At 67.7% G+C, this 20,170-nt stretch carries 22 protein-coding genes; 7 read left to right on the top strand and 15 right to left on the bottom strand.

What is annotated here, in order from left to right; genetic code table 11:
• Together ABZV40_RS44085 and ABZV40_RS44080 are read right to left on the bottom strand one after the other, a co-directional pair.
• Positions 1 to 246, bottom strand: a 246-nt coding sequence (locus ABZV40_RS44085) for a hypothetical protein (RefSeq protein ID WP_355455875.1), incomplete at its 3' end; no start/stop codon positions are given.
• A 124-nt stretch (positions 247 to 370) separates the two neighbouring features.
• Positions 371 to 1,273 (bottom strand): DUF5753 domain-containing protein, encoded by a 903-nt coding sequence (locus ABZV40_RS44080; protein WP_355455873.1) that lies wholly within the window; start codon positions 1,271 to 1,273, stop codon positions 371 to 373.
• 221 nt (positions 1,274 to 1,494) lie between these two features.
• Between ABZV40_RS44080 and ABZV40_RS44075 the strand changes: the two genes are divergently transcribed.
• Entirely contained in the window at positions 1,495 to 1,680 is a 186-nt protein-coding gene (locus ABZV40_RS44075) for a hypothetical protein (RefSeq protein ID WP_355455871.1), read from the top strand.
• Here ABZV40_RS44075 and ABZV40_RS44070 read toward each other — a convergent pair.
• Positions 1,677 to 1,901, bottom strand: coding sequence for a hypothetical protein (locus tag ABZV40_RS44070; RefSeq protein ID WP_355455869.1), 225 nt, complete (start codon positions 1,899 to 1,901; stop codon positions 1,677 to 1,679). The two genes, ABZV40_RS44075 and ABZV40_RS44070, sit on opposite strands and share 4 nt — an antisense overlap.
• A 193-nt stretch (positions 1,902 to 2,094) precedes the next feature.
• On the opposite strand from ABZV40_RS44070, the gene ABZV40_RS44065 reads away from it, so the two are divergent.
• A complete protein-coding gene (locus ABZV40_RS44065; RefSeq protein WP_355455868.1) occupies positions 2,095 to 3,324 on the top strand; it encodes a helix-turn-helix transcriptional regulator in 1,230 nt (409 codons plus the stop codon).
• A gap of 5 nt (positions 3,325 to 3,329) precedes the next feature.
• The gene (locus ABZV40_RS44060) at positions 3,330 to 4,232 is read left to right on the top strand and encodes an aminoglycoside phosphotransferase family protein (RefSeq protein WP_355455866.1); all 903 of its coding nucleotides are present in this window, start codon (positions 3,330 to 3,332) and stop codon (positions 4,230 to 4,232) included.
• A gap of 17 nt (positions 4,233 to 4,249) precedes the next feature.
• On the opposite strand, the gene ABZV40_RS44055 is transcribed toward ABZV40_RS44060, so the two are convergent.
• Positions 4,250 to 4,885 (bottom strand): class I SAM-dependent methyltransferase, encoded by a 636-nt coding sequence (locus ABZV40_RS44055; protein ID WP_355455864.1) that lies wholly within the window; start codon positions 4,883 to 4,885, stop codon positions 4,250 to 4,252.
• A gap of 30 nt (positions 4,886 to 4,915) precedes the next feature.
• Positions 4,916 to 5,362: a hypothetical protein gene (locus ABZV40_RS44050; RefSeq protein WP_355455862.1), complete on the bottom strand. Its 447-nt coding sequence runs from the start codon at positions 5,360 to 5,362 to the stop codon at positions 4,916 to 4,918.
• A gap of 140 nt (positions 5,363 to 5,502) precedes the next feature.
• Between ABZV40_RS44050 and ABZV40_RS44045 the strand changes: the two genes are divergently transcribed.
• Both ABZV40_RS44045 and ABZV40_RS44040 read left to right on the top strand, forming a co-directional pair.
• Positions 5,503 to 6,690, top strand: coding sequence for a hypothetical protein (locus tag ABZV40_RS44045; RefSeq protein WP_355455860.1), 1,188 nt, complete (start codon positions 5,503 to 5,505; stop codon positions 6,688 to 6,690).
• Positions 6,687 to 7,418, top strand: coding sequence for a glycosyltransferase family 25 protein (locus ABZV40_RS44040; protein WP_355455858.1), 732 nt, complete (start codon positions 6,687 to 6,689; stop codon positions 7,416 to 7,418). The genes ABZV40_RS44045 and ABZV40_RS44040 overlap by 4 nt, the downstream gene beginning before the upstream one ends.
• On the opposite strand, the gene ABZV40_RS44035 is transcribed toward ABZV40_RS44040, so the two are convergent.
• From ABZV40_RS44035 to ABZV40_RS44020, 4 genes are all read right to left on the bottom strand, one after another.
• Complete coding sequence (locus ABZV40_RS44035; RefSeq protein ID WP_355455856.1) at positions 7,415 to 7,621, bottom strand: hypothetical protein; 207 nt, start codon at positions 7,619 to 7,621, stop codon at positions 7,415 to 7,417. The genes ABZV40_RS44040 and ABZV40_RS44035 overlap by 4 nt on opposite strands.
• Complete coding sequence (locus ABZV40_RS44030; protein ID WP_355455854.1) at positions 7,597 to 8,085, bottom strand: DapH/DapD/GlmU-related protein; 489 nt, start codon at positions 8,083 to 8,085, stop codon at positions 7,597 to 7,599. Before ABZV40_RS44030 ends, ABZV40_RS44035 begins: the two co-directional genes overlap by 25 nt.
• The gene (locus ABZV40_RS44025; RefSeq protein ID WP_355455852.1) at positions 8,082 to 8,873 is read right to left on the bottom strand and encodes an alpha/beta fold hydrolase; all 792 of its coding nucleotides are present in this window, start codon (positions 8,871 to 8,873) and stop codon (positions 8,082 to 8,084) included. The genes ABZV40_RS44030 and ABZV40_RS44025 overlap by 4 nt, the downstream gene beginning before the upstream one ends.
• An 84-nt stretch (positions 8,874 to 8,957) precedes the next feature.
• Positions 8,958 to 10,130 carry an MFS transporter gene (locus ABZV40_RS44020; protein ID WP_355455850.1) on the bottom strand — a complete coding sequence of 391 codons (1,173 nt, stop codon included), beginning with the start codon at positions 10,128 to 10,130 and terminating at the stop codon, positions 8,958 to 8,960.
• Positions 10,131 to 10,193: 63 nt separating this feature from the next.
• Here ABZV40_RS44020 and ABZV40_RS44015 point away from each other — a divergent pair, with 63 nt between their 5' ends.
• The gene (locus ABZV40_RS44015; protein WP_355455848.1) at positions 10,194 to 11,168 is read left to right on the top strand and encodes a LacI family DNA-binding transcriptional regulator; all 975 of its coding nucleotides are present in this window, start codon (positions 10,194 to 10,196) and stop codon (positions 11,166 to 11,168) included.
• On the opposite strand, the gene ABZV40_RS44010 is transcribed toward ABZV40_RS44015, so the two are convergent.
• The 3 genes from ABZV40_RS44010 to ABZV40_RS44000 form a co-directional block, all read right to left on the bottom strand.
• Positions 11,169 to 12,149: a cellulose-binding domain-containing protein gene (locus ABZV40_RS44010; RefSeq protein WP_355455846.1), complete on the bottom strand. Its 981-nt coding sequence runs from the start codon at positions 12,147 to 12,149 to the stop codon at positions 11,169 to 11,171.
• Between the two features lie 77 nt (positions 12,150 to 12,226).
• Positions 12,227 to 14,194, bottom strand: a complete 1,968-nt coding sequence (locus tag ABZV40_RS44005; protein WP_355455844.1) for an RICIN domain-containing protein — start codon at positions 14,192 to 14,194, stop codon at positions 12,227 to 12,229.
• Positions 14,195 to 14,356: 162 nt separating this feature from the next.
• Positions 14,357 to 15,145, bottom strand: coding sequence for a hypothetical protein (locus ABZV40_RS44000; protein ID WP_355455842.1), 789 nt, complete (start codon positions 15,143 to 15,145; stop codon positions 14,357 to 14,359).
• 245 nt (positions 15,146 to 15,390) lie between these two features.
• On the opposite strand from ABZV40_RS44000, the gene ABZV40_RS43995 reads away from it, so the two are divergent.
• Complete coding sequence (locus tag ABZV40_RS43995) at positions 15,391 to 16,125, top strand: alpha/beta hydrolase (protein ID WP_355455840.1); 735 nt, start codon at positions 15,391 to 15,393, stop codon at positions 16,123 to 16,125.
• On the opposite strand, the gene araA is transcribed toward ABZV40_RS43995, so the two are convergent.
• From araA to araB, 3 genes are read right to left on the bottom strand one after another with little or no spacing between them, the layout of a single operon-like run.
• Complete coding sequence (gene araA / locus ABZV40_RS43990) at positions 16,098 to 17,600, bottom strand: L-arabinose isomerase (protein WP_355455838.1); 1,503 nt, start codon at positions 17,598 to 17,600, stop codon at positions 16,098 to 16,100. The two genes, ABZV40_RS43995 and araA, sit on opposite strands and share 28 nt — an antisense overlap.
• Before the next feature lie 20 nt (positions 17,601 to 17,620).
• Positions 17,621 to 18,274, bottom strand: a complete 654-nt coding sequence (locus ABZV40_RS43985; protein WP_355455836.1) for an L-ribulose-5-phosphate 4-epimerase — start codon at positions 18,272 to 18,274, stop codon at positions 17,621 to 17,623.
• Complete coding sequence (gene araB / locus ABZV40_RS43980) at positions 18,274 to 19,947, bottom strand: ribulokinase (RefSeq protein WP_355455834.1); 1,674 nt, start codon at positions 19,945 to 19,947, stop codon at positions 18,274 to 18,276. Before araB ends, ABZV40_RS43985 begins: the two co-directional genes overlap by 1 nt.
• Between the last annotated feature and the right edge of the window lie 223 nt (positions 19,948 to 20,170).

Genomic DNA, 20,170 nt, shown 5'->3' with positions numbered 1-20,170 from the left:
GGCTCCTTCATCCACCTCACGTGGATGAAGGAGCCCTTCATCGCTCACCAGACTTCCTCTCGCCGTCGACCGACGTCCGACCGGTGCGGAAGGCTGCATCGCGTTCTCCATCATGGACAACTTGGCGCTGCTGAAACCCACACGTCCGCCCGCCTCGGTGAGGCTGAGATCAAGCGCGTTGCGCCATCCGGCCAGCTTCCGCCCAACAGCTCGTTCAAGGGCCGTAGCCCGGAAGTCCTCAGGCATGAGGAGCCTGCGGTCTGACGACTTGCTGCCGTCCTGCGGGGACTCGCCCGCCGCAACACCCGGCCATAACCTGATCTACCTTCGTACCCGGGACAACGGCGAACTCTGGTTTCGTCTGGCTTACTCATCCAAGCGGCGGAAAGATGTCGGAGATGTCCTCCCGCCCAACAGTTGTCCGGCTACGGGTCTCTTGGAGGCGCACGAACCGGCGAGCGATCAGGTCGATCGACTCGTGGTCGTCCAGACTGACGCTGTCGAGCGCGCGTACGACCTCGTCGTAGCCCCCGACGGCCTCCTCCGTCTCGACGAAGAGGCTGGAGTTCTCGGTCTCCACCAACACCAGCGGCTGATGCTTCGGGAACCTCAGCAGCGTGAAAGGCCCCGCCATACCCGCGTGCGCACCAGCCGCTGCGGGTATGACCAAAACCCTGATCTTCTTCCGGTTCGCGATGAGCAGGAGATGCTGCAGCTGCCTGATGTGCACTTCTCTCCCGTAGACCTGAAGGTCAAGCGCGAATTCGTGGATGTAGAAGGTGCATTCGAGATCGTTGCTGAGTACCCGCTGCATCTCCTGCAACGCACGCAACCGCTCCGCCAACTCTTCAGCCGGCACCGTGGCGGACGCGACCAACAGCGCTTGCATGTATTCAGCTGTCCGGAGAAGGACCGGTACCGCGTGTGTGTGCCAGCTGATCACAGTTTTAGCTGCGGTGAGGTTGGTGAGGGCTGTGCGCGACCGGACAGGCATGCACTTGCCGTGCAGCTGCCACCAGCCCGACAAGTCCCTTGATGGAAAGAGTTCGAGTAGACGGTCACGCTCGTTCACGTTCACTCGGCAGGCCCCGAGCATCAGCGCAACCTCAAGCAGGGTGACACCTCCTCGGCCCATCACCGCGTCGGAGACTTTGGCCTCATGCCAGCCGAACAGATCTGCGAGCTCGCGTGCGCTCATCCCGGAGTTCGCGATGGCCGCCCGCATCCCGTCACCGAACTCCCGGCTGCGGGCGGTGGAGATCCTTCTTGGCATAGCCGAGTTCCTTGCGTTGGTGCGGAGAGTGTGAGGTCTCAGTCCTCAGAGGACCGGTGGCGCGTGTTACGCCGAGTGCTCCAGCAGGTGCGGTCCCGTGTTGTCGCGCTCGCTGCTCCGAGCGCGACGTGCACCTTGATCAGCATTCGGCAGGGTGCCGGCACCCTGCGCCAGAACGGTCCGCTGCGGCACTTGCGACAGCAGCCGTTCTCATCAGGCAGATGTTCGTCGACGAACTCACGCAGTGCAGCCACCAAGCCGGGCACTTCCCGCCTCATGATCGGCAGAGTGGACGTCGCATCACCGTCCGCGGCAACGCGCGTCAGGAGGTCGAGGTGATCGTCAAGCCGCTGACGCAGCTCAGCGAACAAGACCAGGTTTCCCATCACCGATCCCCTTTCGCCTAGCTCGCCCGACGTGATTGCTCGGCCGCCACCGCGGGCTCATCGGCCACGGCGCTGCCGGAGTACTTCGACAAGGCCAGTCCGACGGCGGCACGAAAGGCGAGAAGCCCTTGCTCCGCGGCGTTGACTTCCTTGCAGTCCAGCGCCGAGGTGACCATCACAGCCGCTCTGACCAGGACCTTGGCTTGGGGCAGCGTCAGGTTCACGACAACGGCGACCGTCACGTCCACCACCTGCCCTCGTGTTCATTCACCGTCACCTGCAATTTCCAGCAAAGTCGGAACGGCGGTACTTCGAACAGAGCATCAAGTGCGCAAACCCGTCGCAGAGCGTGTGCGTTTTGTGGGCATATCACCCTTGACCTGCAAGAACACGAATCGACTACCGTAGGGTGGAGATGACCGGGAAGGTATGTCGATGAGCCCCAGACGCGACATGTTCGTGGAAGCGTGCAAGCGAACTGGCTACACGATCGATTCGTTGGCCGCGGCGCTTGGTGTGGACCGCTCGACTGTCTCACGCTGGCGCAGGGGACAAACGCCCCAAGCAGCGCAGCGGATCAAGCTCGCGGAAGCGCTCAGGCTCTCCCTCTCAGAACTTGACGAGCTGCTCGAACAGACCGCGCCGTCAACACCCACCGCGCTCTCGATCATCTGGCCGGCGCGACCCGCGGCTGAGGATGATCTCCTCGGACGGTTGGACCAGACGCGCCTGCTCGTCGACCAGACGCTCTCGAAGGGACTCGGTTCGATGAAGCGACTGGAGCTGATCGAGGAACGGGTCGGCGACCGGATCGACAGCTACACCCACACCCCGCCCGCCGAGGTCCTCGATGAGCTGATGCCGGATCTCCTCGAGGCGCGGCAGCTCGCGGAGGAAAGACAGCCCGCGAGGGTGCAGGAACGACTGTCCACAGCGACAGCGGTGCTCGGCCTGCTGAGTGCGGATGCCCTGATGAAGCTCGGAGAGATCAACCGAGCCAGCTACTGGTACGGCACCGCTCGCCTTGCAGCCGACGACACCACCAACGGCCGCTTGCGGGCACAAGTCCGTGCGCAAGAGGCCATGCTGCCGTACTACTACGGGCGATTGCAGCGCACCGTTTCCCTCGCACAAGAGGCACAGGCGCTGGCTGCCGACACAGTTTGCAGTGCCAACGCCCTGGCTGCAGCAGCGGAAGGTCGCGCCCTTGCAAGGCTCGGCGACGCCGAAGGCGCGGAGCGAGCCATGGCCACGGCACAGCGCCTCGTCGACAGGCTGGACGAACCCTCGACCGACGCCGCGTTCGAGTTCAACGACAAGCGGCTGCTGTTGTACCTGTCCGGCACGCTCACCTACCTCGGCGAGTTCGATCGTGCTCGCCACGTCCAGCAAGAAGCACTCGAGCGCTACAGCAGCGATCCGACGCTCGTCATCGACCCTGCGCTGATCAGGCTCGATCAGGCGATCGGCGAGGCCATCGATGGCGACATCGACGACGCTTGCACTCTGGCCGCCGGCACGCTGCTCGACCTGCCTGCCGAGCACCGCACTCGCATCGTCATCAAGCGGGCAACCGATGTGGTGCAGGCGATTCCAACGCAGCGGTGGGAACGTCCCGCAGTCAGCGAACTGCGTGAGCTCGTCGCACCGAAGAGTGAAACCTGATGGCGGTGGCTGGCCGCGAACTGACGCACCTCACCGAGGTCACCTTCAGTCCGGACCGCACCAAGCTCGTCGCAAGCGAGGCGTGCCGTCGAGCAGGTCTCGGCCCTGCGGGCATGGTGTTGCTCAGGCACCAGACGAACGCGGTGTACCGACTGACCACGGCGCCCGTGGTCGTCAAGGTCGTGCGCCCCGGTATCAAGCACACCGATGACGTCGTCAAGCTGGTGCGTTGGCTGGCTGAGCAAGACGTGCCCACCGTTCCCCTGCTTGACATCGAGCAGCCGATGCACGTGGCAGGCTGCGCGGTCACGTTGTGGCGGTACCTCCCACAGGACCAAGCGGTCTCCGCGGCGGACATCGCACAACCGCTCTTGTCCTTGCACAGCCTCAAGACCGTGCCGTTTGCGTTGCCCAAGCTCGACGCGCTCGGAATGATCCGGCACTCGATCGAGGCCAGCACCATCATCTCTGACGACGAACGGGCTGTGCTGGAAGAGTTCTTCAACGACGTGTGCGATCGTCTGCAGTTCGTGGAGACCAGCGGACCTCGCCTCATCCACGGTGACCCTCAGCACCGGAACACGTTGTGGGACAACGACGCTCAGGGAGCAGTCCTGTGCGACTGGGAGAGCGCTGTCTTCGGCCCTGTGGAATGGGACCTCGTGACGATCGAGGTTCACTCCCGGCGGTTCGGGTTCGATCCGGAGGAGTACCGGCAGTTCTGCCAGCTGTATGGACGAGACGTCCGCGAGTGGGCAGGCTACGAGGTCCTCAAGGACCTGCGTGAGCTGAGGATGATCACCACGAACGCTCGGAAGTCGGCACAGGGGACCCCTCAAGCCGCAGAGGTACACCGGCGTATCGCTCAGCTGGGCGAGAGCTCGGATTCAAGGTGGTTCATCATCTGAGCACCGCAGTCCGTGCGTCACTTCGGAACCGTGCTCCTGACGAGCAAGGTTCCTGGAAGTTCAGGATTCGGCGGAGGAATGATCTCTGAACTCGCGGTGGAGAAGCCTGCGATGAACAGCATCTCGGCCCACTGCTGTCCCGAGAAGTTCCACTTCCTGATCGCACGGTCCGGCTGCGCACCGTCGTCGAGTTCGTCGTTGTGGGAGAAGACCAACATGCCGCCCGGCGCGAGCCGCTTCTGGATGAGCGGCAGGAGCACCGCGGGATCGGTGAACCAGGTAGCTCCGAAGATCGAGATGATCACGTCGAAGTCGTCCGCAGGCTCCTGCAGGAAGTGCACGACGTCCTGCGTGATGAACTCCAGCTCAGGACTGCGGCCCCACCTCTGCTCGGCGGCCGCTTGCCGTGAGGGCGCGATGTCGACACCGGTGCAGCGGGCGCCGAGCGTCGCGAGGTGGGCGAGGTTGCAGCCTGAGCCGGACCCCAGTTCCAGGATCCGCTTGCCGCGGACGTCTCCGAGGATCGTCTCGTCGGGGCCGTGGTCCGGGTACTGAGTCCAGTTGAGCCATGTCGTCGCACCGGCGGCGTTGACGGCACGACGGGGCTTTGCCTTGGTGGCGAACCGTTCCCAGGCAACAGCTGACGTGATCACTCGTGTTGTTCCTCGTGGTCCGGGCTTCGGCTATTTCTTGGGGCTGTTGTGGCAGCAGGCGTAGCACTGGTGGCAGTCGACGTCCTGGGCCTGCCACAGCTCCGCGTCCAACGGGAAGCCCGCGGCGCGGATCGCTTGGATCGTGCCATGCAACACCATGGGCTGCGAGTCGCGCTCCTCGGCCAGGTGCGGGATGTGGTGCAGGTAGGTGCCGGCGTACTGCTGACAGAAGTCGATGTAGCGCGGGGTGTCCAGCACGAACGAGTGCACGCCGAGGTCGACGGCCGGCGTCGGGCCCATCGGGGTTGCGGGGTTCTCGGCGGCCGTGACCAGGTAGGCCAGGGTCTGTCCGAACGTGCGCTCGGCCAGCTCGCGGTCCATGTTGTGATCACGCATGATCAGCTTGACCAGGCGGTCCCAGACCTCCGGCGAGAGCAAGGTGCGGGGATCGCGAAGGCCGACAGCGATTGCGGTCATGCGAGGTTCCTTTCTCCAGGCTCACCAGGTGGTGCTTGCCCTGCGTAATTGAGGATCTCGTCAGCGCTGGTGATCCACTAGGCCTCGCAGCACCCGTGTTGCTGGTCAGTGACCTGGTCACCTGGACATATCCTGGACACGTGGTGTCCGCCCAATCACTGTCCGCAGCCTCTCTGCGGGAGAGCTTGATCCGCCTGCGCAAGGGCGCGGCGCTCGCCCGGCCGACCTCGGTGCTCACTGCCCTGACTCCTGAGGTTCGTGAACACCTCGCCGAGTCGAGCGGCGCTCTCCCCGGCTCCCCAGACGAGGCCCGCCATCTCGTAGCGGTACTTCAACGGGGCGTGGCGCAGTTGTCCACAGATCAGCGCGCCCACATCGAGGTCGACTTCAACCTCGACGCCGAGCATCAGCACCCCACGCTGACCGAGCGGCAGGAATCGCTGGCGCAGAAGTTGGGGTGCGCGGCGAAGACGGTACGCAGGCGTGCTGACCAAGCTCTGGAGACGCTGATCTACGTGCTGCTGGCGACCTACACACCGGCAGGTCGCGCAGGACAGGTTGACGTGCCGGCAGACGCCCCGGCCGTCGCGAACCTGACTGACTTCTGGGGCCTGACCGCGGGAGCGCGTATCGACATCGTCTGCTCCGAGATCCCTGCGGCAGAACGCCCTGAGTACGCCGAACCTTCCGATCGCAACTACCTGCGCTACGCGAAGTTCGCAGACCTCGACACGCTGATCTATCTCCGCACCCGGTTCGCCCAGCTGAGCCCGGATGTCGTCGTCCGTGACTTCGCACCGTCGGAGTACTACGACACGCAAGCCGACGTGCTCTGCGTGGTCGGCGGCCCGCCCTGGAACGCCAAGTTCCGAGAGTTCCTTCCGATGCTGCCGTTCCACTTCGAGCCGCACCCGCTCGGCGAAGACGACCCCCTCGTTGTGCCGGAGCTCGGGCTGACGATCAGTCCGCACTGGACCGCTAGACAGGAACTGTTGCAGGACCTCGCAGTTCTCACTCGTCTCACACTCGGCAACGGCACGACGGTGTTCCTGTTCGGCGGCTGCCTCACGCTCGGTGTGCTCGGAGCGGCCCGCTGCCTGCTGGAACCAGACCGCGGATTGCGCAGCGCCGGCTACATGACGAACCTGGTGGGCCACGACGACTTCGTGCTGGTCATCGAAACACGCCGCGTGGGCGGTCTGGTCGATGTGACCGATCTGAGCACCGCTGAGCCTCTGCTGGTGCTGGCCCGTGCCGCGAACAAGCCCTTCACCGCCATCGTTGACAACACCAGCCGCTACCCGGCGACGGTCCGCGCCTCGTCATGATCACTCCTGCAGACCTGCGCTGCTACGTCATCAACCTTCCGCGCCGTCAAGATCGCCGTGCCTGGATACAGCGCTCGCTTTCTCCCGGGCTGCATGTCACCTTCACGTCCGACTGGGCTGACCTGTTCGACGGCCAGAAGCTCACTCAGGCCGACCTCGACACGTCGGGTTACAAGCTGTTCCCGTGGCAGATCGAGTCGGACAACGAGTGGTGGAACAGGCCGCTGAAGTACGGCGAGATCGGGTGCACACTCGCCCACCTCGCGTGCTGGCGCGACGCCTCCCTACACGGCACCGAGCCCTACACGGTCGTCCTGGAGGACGACGCCGTACTGCCGGACAACTTCCTCGCCGAGCTCCTCAACGGCCTCCAGGACCTTGCCCGGCGCAAGCGCTACTTCGGCCTTCTCTACCTCGGGCGATTCCCGCTCGAACCCGATCACGACGCGCTTCCTGGTTTCGTGGTGCCCGGCTACAGCCACTGCACGTTCGGCTACGTGGTGACCAGAAAGGCACTCGAACTGCTGCTGGCCGCCGAGCTGGAGCATGCGATCGTGCCGGTGGACGAGTTCCTGCCCGCGCTGTACATCGACCACCCGAGAGCAGACCTGCGGGCCCGCTTTCCCAAACAGCTCGCCGCGCTGGCCTTCGAACCACCACTCGTGCGTCAACGCCCGAAGGACGAGACCGGCAGCGACACCGAGGGCACGGCCTTCGTCGCCCCCTAGGGCTTTCTGCTGGCCTGCGCTCGCCAATGCTCGATCAGACCCTGCAGGCGCTCACCTGACCAGCACTCCGCCGGCGTCTGCAGGTTCACACCGGTCACGACGTGCTCAGCGGGCACGTCCTTCGTGACAACAGCGCCCGCGGCAACGTAACTGCGCGGACCGATCCGGACTCCCCCTACTACGCGAGCTCCGAACCCGACCACCGTGTCGGCCTCGATGATCGGCGGCTTCTCGTCGACCTCCCACCAGTCCTGGTGTGGCGCGTGTACTCGTGCACCAGCTCGCCCATCACGGTCGAGCGATCACCGATGCGGGTGCCGTCGCAGATGAACCCGGCCACGACAGCATTCGCGCCGATCGTGACGCGATCGCAGACGAACGCGCCATAGACGATCCGCGTTCCGGCACCGACCGTGCTGTCGTAGCCGACACGGACGCGATCCTCGAGCACGCAGTCGTCACCGATGTTCACGCCCTCGTGAAGCACGACTTGGTTCGCGAGCTGGCATCGCTCACCGACGACCACGCGAGCACCGAACCGCTGCGAGCCGGGAAGTTTCTGCTCCTCACGGATCCGAGCTTCCTTCGGATAGCCGAGCGTGCAGTGCGCCCCCACTACGGAGGTCGTGCCGATCGTGACCGGGGCGTAGAGAGACTCGATGTTCACGCCTCGACCAGCTTCCCGCGGACCAGCCAGTCGACGGTCACCTTGATCGCCTCGTCCTCGCGCTCACGCGAGTCGAACCCGTGATCCGAGCCCACGATCGTGTGAAAGTCGCAGTTCACGCGGGCGGCCGCGGCATCGCGAGCGATGTCGTAGGAGACGTAGCTGTCCTGGTCGCCGTGAACCATCAAGGCCGGACGAGAGTCACGGACGAAGTCCTCTGCCGGTTGGTACCTGCTGAACTCGTCGAACATGACACGACCGAGACGGTACTCACCGTCGATCAGGAGGAAGCCGTTTTCCTGTAAGAACTTCTGCTGATCACGGTTGAAGTTGTCGATGCCCCACGGCAGCTCTGGCTCGACAAAGGTCCGCCGGAGGTCGAGGACCGGGTTCCAGAAGACGACACGCTCGACATCGCCTCCGAGCCATGGCAGCGACACCGCCGTGGACACCGCGCCGAAGCTGGCCGCGATGATCGACAGCGGACCCGGCAGCTCTTGCCGGGCGTGCTCGACCGCGGCCTGGAGGTCGAGCACCTCGCCGGCGATCGTGACACCTGCCTGGGTGCCGCCACTCTCGCCATGACCGCGGTAGCTGAATCTGAGCGCGTCGAAGCCGTTGACCGCCAACTGCTCGGCGAGCCGCACGAACATCCCGCCCTCGTCCAGGTCGACGGTGATGCCGTGCGCCAGGACGACGGTCCCGCGCGAGTTGTCCGGTGCGCGGTGAAGTGCGGCATCGAGCCGCACACCATCGAGAGAGGTAAGGCCGACGCGCTGCACGTTCATGACCTCCAGGCCGCAGGGACTGACAGCTGCCGATCACGGTATCGAACAGCCCTTCGCGGATTCTCGAGTCGAAGGACGTCGGACTCAGCCGCGCGGTTCGCGCATCGCGGGCACGAGGGCGAGGGCCGGCAGCAACAGCAGCGGCACGACCAGCAGCGCGCGCAGCACACCGACGTGGTCGCCGAGCAGGCCGACCAGCGGTGGTCCCGCGAGGAACGCGGTGTACCCGATGACCGCGACCACGCTGACCCGAGCGGCCGCCCGTGCCGGATCGTCGGCGGCGGCGCTCATGCCGACCGGGAAGCCCAGCGCGGTGCCGAGTCCCCACACCGCGACACCGGCGATCGCCACGGCCGGCGACCCGCCGAAGACCGCCAGCGCCACCCCGGCGGCGGCCAGCAGCATCGTGCCGATCAGCACGGGCACGCGCCCCCAGCGGTCCAGCGCGATCGTGCCGAAGATCCGGCCGCACGTCATGGTCGTCACGAACACGCCGAACACCACCGCGCCCGTCGCGGGGGCGAACGCGTAGCCGTCGACGAACGCCACCGCCACCCAGTCGTTCGCGGTGCCCTCGGTGAACGCCAGCACCAGCACCAGCAACCCGATCAGCAACGTGCGCGGTTCCCGCCACGCGGCCAGCACCCCGCTGCTGTGCCCCTCCTCCGCCTCCCCGGCGAACCGGTAGGTGCGTGCCGCGACGAAGGTGCCCGCCGCGACCACCACCGCCACGCCCGCCAAATGCGCCGTCACCGGCAACGTCACCCAAGCCACCAGCGACGCGAGCCCGGCCGCCGCGACGGTGCCCAGGCTCCACATCGCGTGGAACCGCGGCATGACGGTCCGCCCGAGCACCCGTTCCACCTCGGCGGCCTCCACGTTCATGGCGACGTCGCAGGTGCCCGACCCGTACCCGAGCACGAAGATCCCGATCGCCGTCAGCGCCACCGACGGCACCGCGCCGATCCCGAAGCCGGCCACTGCGAGGCCGGCGGACACCGCCGTGACCGACGCGTACACCGTGCGCTTGGGCCCGAGCCGGTGCGTGACCTCGCCCGCGGTCAGCATCGCGAGGAACGCGCCCGCGGATGTGGACAACAGCAACAGCCCCAGCGCCCCGGCCGACAACCCGAGCGCGTCGCGGGCGACGGGCACGCGGGCGAACCACGTCGCCACGGCGACACCGTTGAGCCCGAAGGTGACCCCGACTCCCGCTGCGGCGGCGCGGACCTGCCCGCGCGGCGCTGTGACCGTCATCCGTTCCCCTTCCCGATCTCTCGAGTACATACATGGAAGCGCTTCCACCGCAATACTGCTGAGATGACGGGAGCGACACTCGACGACGTGGCACGGGCCGCAGGCGTGTCCCGTGCGACCGCCTCACGCGTGGTCACCGGCCACGGCCCGGCCTCACCCCAGACGCGCGCCCGAGTTGCGGCAGCCGTGGCCGAGCTCGGCTACGTGCCGGACGCCGCCGCCCGCGCCCTCGTGACCCGAACGGGCACACGACTGGCCATCGCCGTGATCGGCCACACCGCCGCCGTGCTGGGCGATCCCTACGTGGGCCGCGTCCTGACCACGGCCGCACACGTGGCCGCCGCGCGCGAGGTCGGCGTGTCCCTGCACTGGTTACCCCTGAACGACCCCGGTTCACTCGCCCGCCTGGCCGAGACCCGCGGCCTGGGCGGCCTGGTGGTGGTCAACCCGACCCGCCCGGCCCTCGACACCGTCCCGCGCTCACTGCGCGGACGGGTCGCCGCGATCGGCGTCGGCACCCCGGACGTGCCGTCGTTCGACGTGGACAACCGCACCGGCACCGACGGCGTGGTCCGCCACCTCGTGACCACCGGCCGCCGTCACATCGCGATGGTCACGGGCCCGTCCTGGCTGCCGTGCGGCGACCGCGCCGTCGAGGCCTACCGGCGCGTGATGCACTCATGTGGGGGCGAGGTGAGGGTCGTGCCGGGCAACTTCACCGCGGCCCGCGGCGCCGAAGCCGCCGTCGAGATCATGGCGCGGTGGCCCGACACCGACGCGGTGTTCGCGTTGAGCGACCTCACGGCGTTGGGTGTCCTGGACGGGTTGCACGCGCTGGGCGTCCAGGTGCCCGGCGACGTGGCGGTGGCCGGGTTCGACGACATCGCCTTCGCCGGCCTGAGCCGGCCTGCGCTCACGACGTCGACGCATCCGGTGGAGGACATCGCCGAGGCGGCGGCGCGGGCCGTGCTCGACCGCGGGCGGGTGCAGCGGGCGACGTTCTACCCGTCGAGGCTCGTGGTGCGGGAGAGCGCCTGATCACTCCACCGTGCAGGACTGACCGTTGAGCGTGAACGCGCCCGGCGCCCCGTTGCCCCACGACATGTTGCCGTTGAAGCCGACGGTCACCGATCCACCGGGAGTGATCTGCCCGTTGTAGGAGGCGTTGCTCGCGTCGACGGTGGCCCCGTACTGGCGCGGCGTCGCGTTCCACATCTCCCGGATGGACTGCCCGTCGGGGAACGTCCACCGCACCGTCCATCCGTTGATCGTCGATCCACCGACGTTGCGCACGGTCATGTTCACCTGGAACCCGCCCGGCCACTCGTTGGTGACCCGGTACGCGACCGCGCAAACGCGCGCGGGCGGGCGAGGGCTCGTGGTCGTCGGTGCCGGCCGGGGCTGGGTGGTCGTGGGAGCCGGACGGGGAGGTGGTGTCGTGCCACCGGGTGCGGGCGGGTTCGGTGCCGGCTGGTTCTGCGCCGGCTGGTCCGGCTGGTGCGGCGGCAGCTGAGGCGTCTGCGGTGAAGGCTGTGAGAGGTCGAGGCCTTCACAGGGCGGGCCCCACAGCCCGGCGTTGGCGGCGGCGGCCTCGCTCTCGGCGGCCATCAGCGGCCCGCCGTCGACGCCCTGCGACCGCAGGATCCCGCGCTGCACGGCCAGCAACGCGTAGTCGGTGCCGTCCTCCAGCACCAGGTTCACCTCGCCGGACAGGAACGTGGTGATCCGGACGGTGCTCGCGAGCAGCGTGGTGCGCGCGAAGTCCAGCGCGCTCGCCGCCCAGCAGGCCGCCGGTGGTGCCAGCTGGGCGACGCGCACCCTGGTGCCGTCGGCGAGTTCGACCGTGCGGGCGTCGATCACGTCCCGCACGAACTGCAGCACGCCCTGGGCCGGCCCCTCCTGGTTGATCAGCGAGGGCGGTTTCCAGGGCGTGCGTGTGGTCGGCGCGGGTGCCGGCGGTTGTGCCGTGCACGCTCCGGTGAGCAGGACCAAGACCACGAGCAAGTTCTTGCGCGCCACCACTACCCCTATTGTCGTTTAAACATCAACAACACTAGAGGTCGGTCGTTGGGATTCAATCGACCGTTCGGAGTGGACTATTTGCTCGGAACGGCGGACCAGCGCTGGTTGGGGCCGGAAGTGGCTTGGTACAAGCCAATCCTGGCTCCGTCCTCACGCGACTCGCCGTTCACGTCGAGCAGGGTCCCCGTTTGTGCGTTGACGAACGTCCACGTTCCGTCGCCGGTCGAGGACAGCACCCACCGCGCGGCCGGGCTGTCGGCGGACGTCAGCACCGCGTCTCCGGACACCGCGGCGATGCGCTGACCGGTCGAGGCGTTGACCACGGAGAACTGCGCGCGGCTGTCGTAACCGCCGCTACGGCGCTCCACTCGCCACACCTGGTCCGCCGCGTTCGGGTCGGTGGTGCGCTGCACGAGCGAGGTGCCCGACGGCGCCAGGGACTTGCCGCTCTGCACACCGGTGAGCCGGTACGTGCCGCCCAGCGCGGACGCGCGGTTCACGCCGCTGACCCCGGAGACCTCGAACGTGGTGACCGACCGCGCGGGCACCGACAGCGTCGCCTTGCGGTCCTTCACCCGCACCGCCGCGCCCTTCACCAGCGCGCCCTGCTCGTCGGTGACGATCGGCCGCACGGTGGCGTTCGGACGGACGGAGCCGAAGCCCGACAGGTCCAGCGTCACGGACTGCGCCTGCGTCGACTTGTTCAGGTGCACCACCGACTTCAGCTCGGTGTTGCGCACCGCGGCCACGTCGGTCGTGGTGTTGACCTTCACCAGGCGGTCGCCCGGCTTGACGTAGTGGGTGAAGTTGCGCAGCGTGTGGAACTTCGTGTTGACGCGCGCCGGGCAGGTCGCGAGCGTGTCGTTCGCACCGCAGTTGAACGGGATCTGGACCACACCCCAGTTCATGCCCTTCTCCGACTCGCCGCCGGGCGTCATGTTGTTGTAGTCCTCAATGGCCTGCCACAGCAGCCACGCCCGCGGTTCGAGCTCGCGCAGGTCGTCGATCACGCGCTCCGCGATGCCGAGGCCGGGGTCCATGCTGGTGAACGACTGGCCGGAGCCCCAGTGCCCGTCGACCTCGCTCATCCACAACGGCTTGCCCGCGCCCTTGGCGATGTCACGCGCGGTCGTGCGGCGGTCCGTGCCGTAGGTGTGGACGTTCAGCTGGCCGAGCTTTTCGCGTGCCGACGCCGAGTAGCCCGCCCAGTCGTTCGCGAACGTGCCGGGGTTGGTCTCGTCCGGAGCCGACACGACGGCCTTCAGGTGCTTGGCGCGCAACGCGTCCGCCATCGCGGGCACGACCTTCGACTGCAGGGCCGGTCCCATGTGGGCACCTTCCTGGCGTCCGCCCGTCGGGTTGCCGTCCGGGCCGAGCGTGGTGCGCCAGTACGAGGTGTTGGGCTCGTTGAACGGGTCCACGGTGGCGAACTTGATGCCGTGCGCGCGTTCCAGCTCCGCGGTCGTCTGGGCCAGGTAGGCGGCGAAGTCGCCGATCCGGTCCTCCCGCAGCTGGTCGGAGTTCGCGTCGAAACCACCGGAGACGTACCCGCTCACCGTCTGGAACCACGGTGGCGAGTTGCTGAACGCCTCCCAGCGGGTCACCTGGGACTTGATCCTGTCGACCCACCACCGCTGGCGCGGGTCCGCCGCGGCGTCGAAGTAGCGCGGGTCGCCGGGCTTCCACCAGTCGGTGTCCGTGCGCTTGGTGCCGGAAGGCGCTTTCCACCAACCGGGGACCGCGGCTCCCGCACGCAGGTACTGCGGGACGTCCGGCGCGTTGCCGCCACCGATGTTGTAGCGGGCGATGTTGAGGTTGAGTCCGTCCTCACCGAACAGCAGCTCCGCCAACTGGTTGCGGATCTCGTCCGGGTAACCGCCCGTGGCGTTCGCGAACCACACCAGGCTCGTGCCCCAGCCCTGGAACGGCTCTTGCTGGTAGGTCGGATCCGGTTTCACCGTGACTGACTCGACCGCGGCTGAGGCAGGGACCGCGGTCGTGAGGGTGAGCGCCGAAGCGGCTAGCAGGGCAAGAAGTCTCATCGGTTCTCCGTTGAACGCGCAATGTTCACGCTAACATCTACAGAGGACCACATACTGCGTCAAGGTCCTGCCGGACGGTGGCGCGCCCGTCCGGCAGGTCCTCTCCCGAAGCGCTCGCCCCCGAGGAGACGGGCCCGGCACCGCTCGAACCCCGAGGAAGAGTTACTTGAGCGAGCAGGTGGCGAAGCGTTCGAGGCCCTGGGGCTTCGTGCCCACGCGGCCGATGGCGATCGCGATCCGGTCCAGTGCGGACGCGCGCTTTCCGGCCAGCGGCCCGAGGATCGCGTTCTGCACGAAGTTCGGCCCGCCCTGACCCTCCGACGTGCGCAACCGGTTGTTCGCCTCGGCCAGCTGCTTGTCGAGGTTCGCGAGCTCGCGGTCCACCTCGGCCTGCGCCTTGGCCGGCACCTCGCCGATGACCGGCTGCGGGCAGGCGATGGTCTTGCCGGCCGCGTTGTTGCCCGATCCGGCGTTGTTGTTGCCGTTATTGCCCTTGTTGCCGTTGTTGCCCTTCGCGGGGGCGGCGGCAGGCACGGCGGGCGCCTTGCCGAGGCCGCAGGTCGCGAACCTCTCCAGACCCTCCGGCTTCTCGGCGACGCGGCCGATCGCGGTCTCGATGCGGTTCAGCGCCGCGACCCGCTTGTCCTTCAACGGACCCAGAATCGCGTTCTGGACGAAGTTCGCCCCGCCCTCCCCCTTGGAGGTGCGCAACCGGTTGTTGGCCTCGGCGATCTGCTTGTCCAGGTTGGCCAGTTCGCGCTGCACCTCGGCCTGCGCCTTGGCCGGTACCGCGCCGATGACCGGCTGCGGGCAGGCGATCGACTGGTTCTCGTTGTCCCCACCTGCCGCGAAGGCGGCGGCCGCGGTCGCCGCGGACAGGGTGGCGGCCACGGCGACTCCGGCAACCAGCAACCGCTTCTTCCGCTTCGGCTGTGCATGCGCACTCGACATGTTCGAAACCTCACGAGTTGGTGGACGTTTTGTGCCGGCACAGCGGGATACGGACAGCAATCGCAAAGGGTTCAACCACTTGTGAGCGTTCACAGCCAATGGCATGCTCTTTGCTCATTCCGCAGTGCGCACCTGCGAAGAACCGGGGAACAGCCATGCCATCGGCAGACAGAGTCGTCCACGAGCGCCTACCGCTGCGCGTCCAGGGCGTGAATCTCCAGGTAGCGGCAGTGCACAGGGGTGGTGTGGACGCCCCGATCGTCTTCCTGCACGGCTTCGGCACGAGCAAGGAGGACTACCTCGACATCGCCCAGCGGCACGACTTCGCCGGGCGTCCGTTCCTCGCCTACGACATGCCCGGTGCCGGTGTCACCGACTGCACCGATCCAGCAGCGGTCGACATCCCGTTCCTCGTGCACACCGCACGCGCGGTGCTCGAACGCACGGGCATCGGCAGGTTCCACGTCGTCGCGCATTCGACGGGCGCGCTCGCGGCGCTGATGCTGGCGCACCAGGAACCGGGCCGGGTGCTCAGCTTCGTGAACATCAAGGGCGTGCTGGGGCCGGAGGACTGCGTGCTGAGCAGACAGGCGCTGGCCCAGCCCGATCCCGCGGAGTTCTTCCTCAAGGCCGCCGAGCACACGCGCAACGCGCCCCACTACGGCAGTGGCATGTACGCGGCGAACCTGCCGCACAAGATCCAGCGCGGTGCCGTGGCCGGCATGTTCCGCTCGATGGTGGAACTGGCCGACCGCGGCAACCTCATGGGGAAGTTCCTGTCACTGCCCTGTCCGCGGATGTACCTCTACGGCGAACAGTGCGCCGGTCTGTCCTGCTTGCCCGTGCTGGACGCGAACGGGGTGGAGCTCGCCGAGATCCCGCACAGCGGGCATCTGCCGATGTACTCCAACCCCGTCGCGATGTGGCGACAGATCGCCGAGTTCCACGCGCGTCAGTTGATCCCCAGCGCCAGGCGGTGATAGGCCTGGTTCCAGCGCAACCTGTCGGCGAACGACCAGGGCGTCGTGTCCGCGTCGATCAGCACGAGCTCGGTGGACGCCATCTGCGCGAAGTCCCGCAGCACCTCCGAGCCGACCGCCTGGGTCATCACGGTGTGGTGCGGACCTCCCGCGGTGAGCCAGCACTCCGCTGACGTCGACAGCGACGGCGCGGGCTGCCAGACCGCCCGTGCGACGGGCAGCTTCGGCAGCGGCTCGTCCGGCGCGACGACCGTGACCTCGTTGGCCACCAAGCGGAACCGGTCGCCCATGTCGGCGAGACCGATCACCACGGCGGGACCGGTCGCCGCGTCGAACACCAGTCGAACGGGGTCCTCCCGGTCGCCGATGCCGAGCGGGTGGATCTCGCACGACGGCTGTGCCTCGGCGATCGTCGGGCACACCTCCAGCATGTGCGCGCCGAGGATCTTCGGCTCACCCGGCCCGAAGTGGTAGGTGTAGTCCTCCATGAACGACGTGCCGCGGCCGGTGCCGGTGCCCATGGCCTTGACCGCCGCGAGCAGGGCCGAGGTCTTCCAGTCGCCCTCGCCGCCGAAGCCGTAGCCGTCGGCCATCAACCGCTGCACGGCGAGGCCGGGCAGCTGCCGCAGCCCGCCGAGGTCCTGGAAGTTCGTGGTGAACGCGCCGAACCCGCCGTCGTCCAAAAAGGACCGCAGGCCGATCTCGATGCGGGCGGCGTAGCGCAGCGACTCGTGCCGCTCCGCCCCGCGCGCCAGCTCCGGTGCCAGCCGGTAGGCCTCGGCGTAGTCGGCCACGAGCAGGTCGATGTCCGCGTCCGGCACCTCGTCCACGACGGCGACGAGGTCGTTGACGCCGTAGGTGTTCACCGAGACGCCGAACCGCAGCTCGGCCTCGACCTTGTCGCCCTCGGTCACCGCGACGTCGCGCATGTTGTCGCCGAACCTGGCCAGCCGCAGCGAACGCAGGTGCGCGAACCCGGCGGCGGCGCGGGCCCAGCCGTCGATCCGCTGTGCCACCACGGGATCACTCGCGTGACCGGCAACGGTCTTGCGCGCCACCCCGATCCTGGTCTGCACGTAGGCGAACTCGCGGTCGCCGTGCGCGGCCTGGTTGAGGTTCATGAAGTCCATGTCGATCGTGGACCACGGCAGCGCCTCGTTCAGCTGCGTGTGCAGGTGCAGCAGCGGTTTGCGCAGCAGGTCCAGACCGGTGATCCACATCTTCGCCGGGGAGAAGGTGTGCATCCACGCGATCACACCGACGCACGTCGGGTCGTTGTTGGCCTCCTGCATGATCGCGCGGATGGCGGCGGAGTCGGTCAGCACCGGCTTCCACACGATCTCCGCGCTGATCCGCCCCGAGTCGCTCAGCATCCGCTGGATCTGCTGCGACTGCGCGGCGACCTGGTCGAGCGTCTCGGGGCCGTAGAGGTGCTGGCTGCCGGTGAGGAACCAGATCTGGGGCTTGTCCGGCATGTGCTGCTCTCCTTCTGGGCTCACTGGCCGTAGACGTTCTGGTAGCGCTCGTAGAGCCGGTCGACGTCCTGCTGGTCGATCATGTCCGGCTTGCCGAGCTGGTGTGCGAAGTGGACGGTGCGCGCGACGTCCTCGAGCATCACCGCGGCCTTCACCGCGGCGCGTGCCGTGGCGCCGACGGTGAACGGGCCGTGGTTGCGCATCAGCACGGCGGGAGACCTGCTGCCCCGCAACGTTTCCACGATTCCCCTGCCGATCGAGTCGTCGCCGATCAACGCGAACGGCCCGACCGGGATGTCACCGCCGAACTCGTCCGCGATCATCGTCAGGACGCACGGGATGGGCTCACCGCGTGCGGCCCACGCTGTCGCGTAAGGGGAATGCGTGTGCACGACACCGCCGACCTCGGGCATGTGGCGGTACACATACGCGTGCGCGGCCGTGTCGGACGACGGTGCCAGCTCGCCCTCGACCAGGTTGCCGTGCAGGTCGGTGACGACCATCGCCTCCGGCCCCAGGTCGTCGTAGGAGACACCGGACGGCTTGATCACCATCAGGTCCTGGTCCGGCACGCGGGCGGACACGTTGCCCGCGGTCCAGATCACCAGCTCGTAGCGGGTCAGCTCGCGGTGCAGCTCGGCGACCGTGCGGCGCAGTTCTGCCGTGGCGGACATCAGCTCTTCCCCTCCAGGGCGTCGCGGCGGTACTGACGCAGGCGGTGCATGACATCGTTGGCACCGCGGCCGAAGTAGTCGTGCAGCTCGAGGTAGTCGAGGAACAACCGTTCGTAGGCCTCGACGTTCTCCGGCACCGGCGTGAAGACGTCGCGCCGCACCGAACCCATGGCGGCCGCGGCCGCGCGGATGTCGGAGTACGCACCGGCGGCCACCGCCGCGTGCATCGCGGAACCGAGCGCCGGTCCCTGCTCGGAGCCGATCACCGACAGCGGCAGGTTCACCACGTCGGAGTAGATCTGCATGAGCAGCTTGTTCTTCACCAGGCCGCCCGCGATCACCAGCTCCCGCACCGGCACACCCGCGTCGGTGAAGGTGTCGATGATGACCCGCGTGCCGAACGCCGTCGCCTCCAGCAGCGCGCGGTAGACGTCCTCGGCCTTGGTGGCGAGCGTCTGGCCGACGATCACGCCGGACAGCTCGTGGTCGACCAGCACGGACCTGTTGCCGCTGTGCCAGTCCAGGGCGATGAGCCCGTGCTCGCCGACCTGCTGCTGCGCCGCCAGCTCGGACAGCAGCTCGTGCACGGTGATGCCGCGCTCGCGCGCCTGCTCGTGGTAGGCGGGCGGAACCTGGTTGCGCAGGAACCACGCGAAGATGTCGCCGACGCCGCTCTGCCCGGCCTCGTAACCCCACAGGCCCGGCACGATGCCGCCGTCGACCACGCCGCACATGCCCGGCACCTCGCGCAGCACGTCGCCGCTCATCACGTGGCACGTGGAGGTGCCCATGATCGCGACCATCTGGCCGGGCTCGACCGCCTGCGCGGCCGGCGCGGTCACGTGCGCGTCGACGTTGCCGACCGCGACCGCGATGCCTTCCGGCAGACCGGTCCACGCCGCGGCCTGCGCCGTGAGCGACCCGGCGCGGTCACCCAGCGCGGACAGCGGGTGGTCGAGCTTGTCGGTGACGAAACCGGAGAACGCCGGGTTGAGCTCGGCGAGGAAGTTGTCGCTCGGGTACTGGCCGTCCTGGTGGATGCCCTTGTAGCCGGCGGTGCAGGCGTTGCGGGTGTAGGTGCCGCACAGCTGCCAGATGATCCAGTCGGCGGCCTCGACCCAGTGGTCCATCGCCTCGTAGACCTCGGGCGCTTCCTCCAGCACCTGCAGGCCCTTGGCGAACTCCCACTCCGACGAGATGAGCCCGCCGTAGCGCGCGATCCACGGCTCCTTGCGGCGGTGCGCCAGCTCGTTGATCCGGTCGGCCTGCGCCTGGGCCGCGTGGTGGCGCCAGAGCTTCACGTAGGCGTGCGGGTTGTCCGCGAACTCCGGCAGGTCGCACAGCGGCGTCCCGTCGGCCTTCACCGGAACCATCGTGCAGGCGGTGAAGTCCGTCCCGATGCCGATCACCTGGGCCGCGGAGATCCCGGCCGCCTCGACCGCCTGCGGGACGGCGGTGCGCAGGACGTCGAGGTAGTCGGCCGGGACCTGCAGTGCCCACTCCGGCGGCAGCGGCGCGCCGGTCTTGGGCAGAACCTGGTCCACCACACCGTGGCGGTACTCGTGCACCGCGGTGCCCAGCTCCGCACCGTCGCGGACGCGCACGACCACGGCGCGGCCGGACAGCGTGCCGAAGTCGACACCCACCACACACGCGTCGTGGTCGATCGTCATGTCAGTCACCACCTGAGTGTTATCGCTAACAATGGGCACGTCAAGATGCCACTTTTACATCATGTTTTCCCTGCATACACAAGGAACACGAACGAACGTGAACGAACGTGAGCGCACGACAAACCGCCCGCGCCGAAGTCGGCACGGGCGGGATGCTCTCCGTTGTCGTGGTTTTGGGGGGGGGTAGGACGCCGATGGATGTTAGGGGGCCGTAAAGAGAACA

It is taken from the genome of Lentzea sp. NPDC004782, assembly GCF_040609115.1.
Lineage (GTDB): Bacteria > Actinomycetota > Actinomycetes > Mycobacteriales > Pseudonocardiaceae > Lentzea.
The sequence above is the reverse complement of the archived record's forward strand: the minus strand, read 5'-3'. Positions and strand labels throughout refer to the sequence as shown.

Bases quoted from the DNA above. Each gene is read 5' to 3' on its own strand.
- ABZV40_RS44065 (WP_355455868.1), top strand. From the start codon at position 2,095: ATGAGCCCCAGACGCGACATGTTCGTGGAAGCGTGCAAGCGAACTGGC.
- araB (WP_355455834.1), bottom strand. From the start codon at position 19,947: ATGACGATCGACCACGACGCGTGTGTGGTGGGTGTCGACTTCGGCACG.
- ABZV40_RS44015 (WP_355455848.1), top strand. From the start codon at position 10,194: ATGACGGGAGCGACACTCGACGACGTGGCACGGGCCGCAGGCGTGTCC.
- ABZV40_RS44075 (WP_355455871.1), top strand. From the start codon at position 1,495: ATGTTCGTCGACGAACTCACGCAGTGCAGCCACCAAGCCGGGCACTTC.
- ABZV40_RS44025 (WP_355455852.1), bottom strand. From the start codon at position 8,873: ATGAACGTGCAGCGCGTCGGCCTTACCTCTCTCGATGGTGTGCGGCTC.
- ABZV40_RS43985 (WP_355455836.1), bottom strand. From the start codon at position 18,274: ATGTCCGCCACGGCAGAACTGCGCCGCACGGTCGCCGAGCTGCACCGC.
- ABZV40_RS44040 (WP_355455858.1), top strand. From the start codon at position 6,687: ATGATCACTCCTGCAGACCTGCGCTGCTACGTCATCAACCTTCCGCGC.
- ABZV40_RS44050 (WP_355455862.1), bottom strand. From the start codon at position 5,362: ATGACCGCAATCGCTGTCGGCCTTCGCGATCCCCGCACCTTGCTCTCG.
- ABZV40_RS44080 (WP_355455873.1), bottom strand. From the start codon at position 1,273: ATGCCAAGAAGGATCTCCACCGCCCGCAGCCGGGAGTTCGGTGACGGG.
- ABZV40_RS44020 (WP_355455850.1), bottom strand. From the start codon at position 10,130: ATGACGGTCACAGCGCCGCGCGGGCAGGTCCGCGCCGCCGCAGCGGGA.
- ABZV40_RS44000 (WP_355455842.1), bottom strand. From the start codon at position 15,145: ATGTCGAGTGCGCATGCACAGCCGAAGCGGAAGAAGCGGTTGCTGGTT.
- ABZV40_RS44005 (WP_355455844.1), bottom strand. From the start codon at position 14,194: ATGAGACTTCTTGCCCTGCTAGCCGCTTCGGCGCTCACCCTCACGACC.
- araA (WP_355455838.1), bottom strand. From the start codon at position 17,600: ATGCCGGACAAGCCCCAGATCTGGTTCCTCACCGGCAGCCAGCACCTC.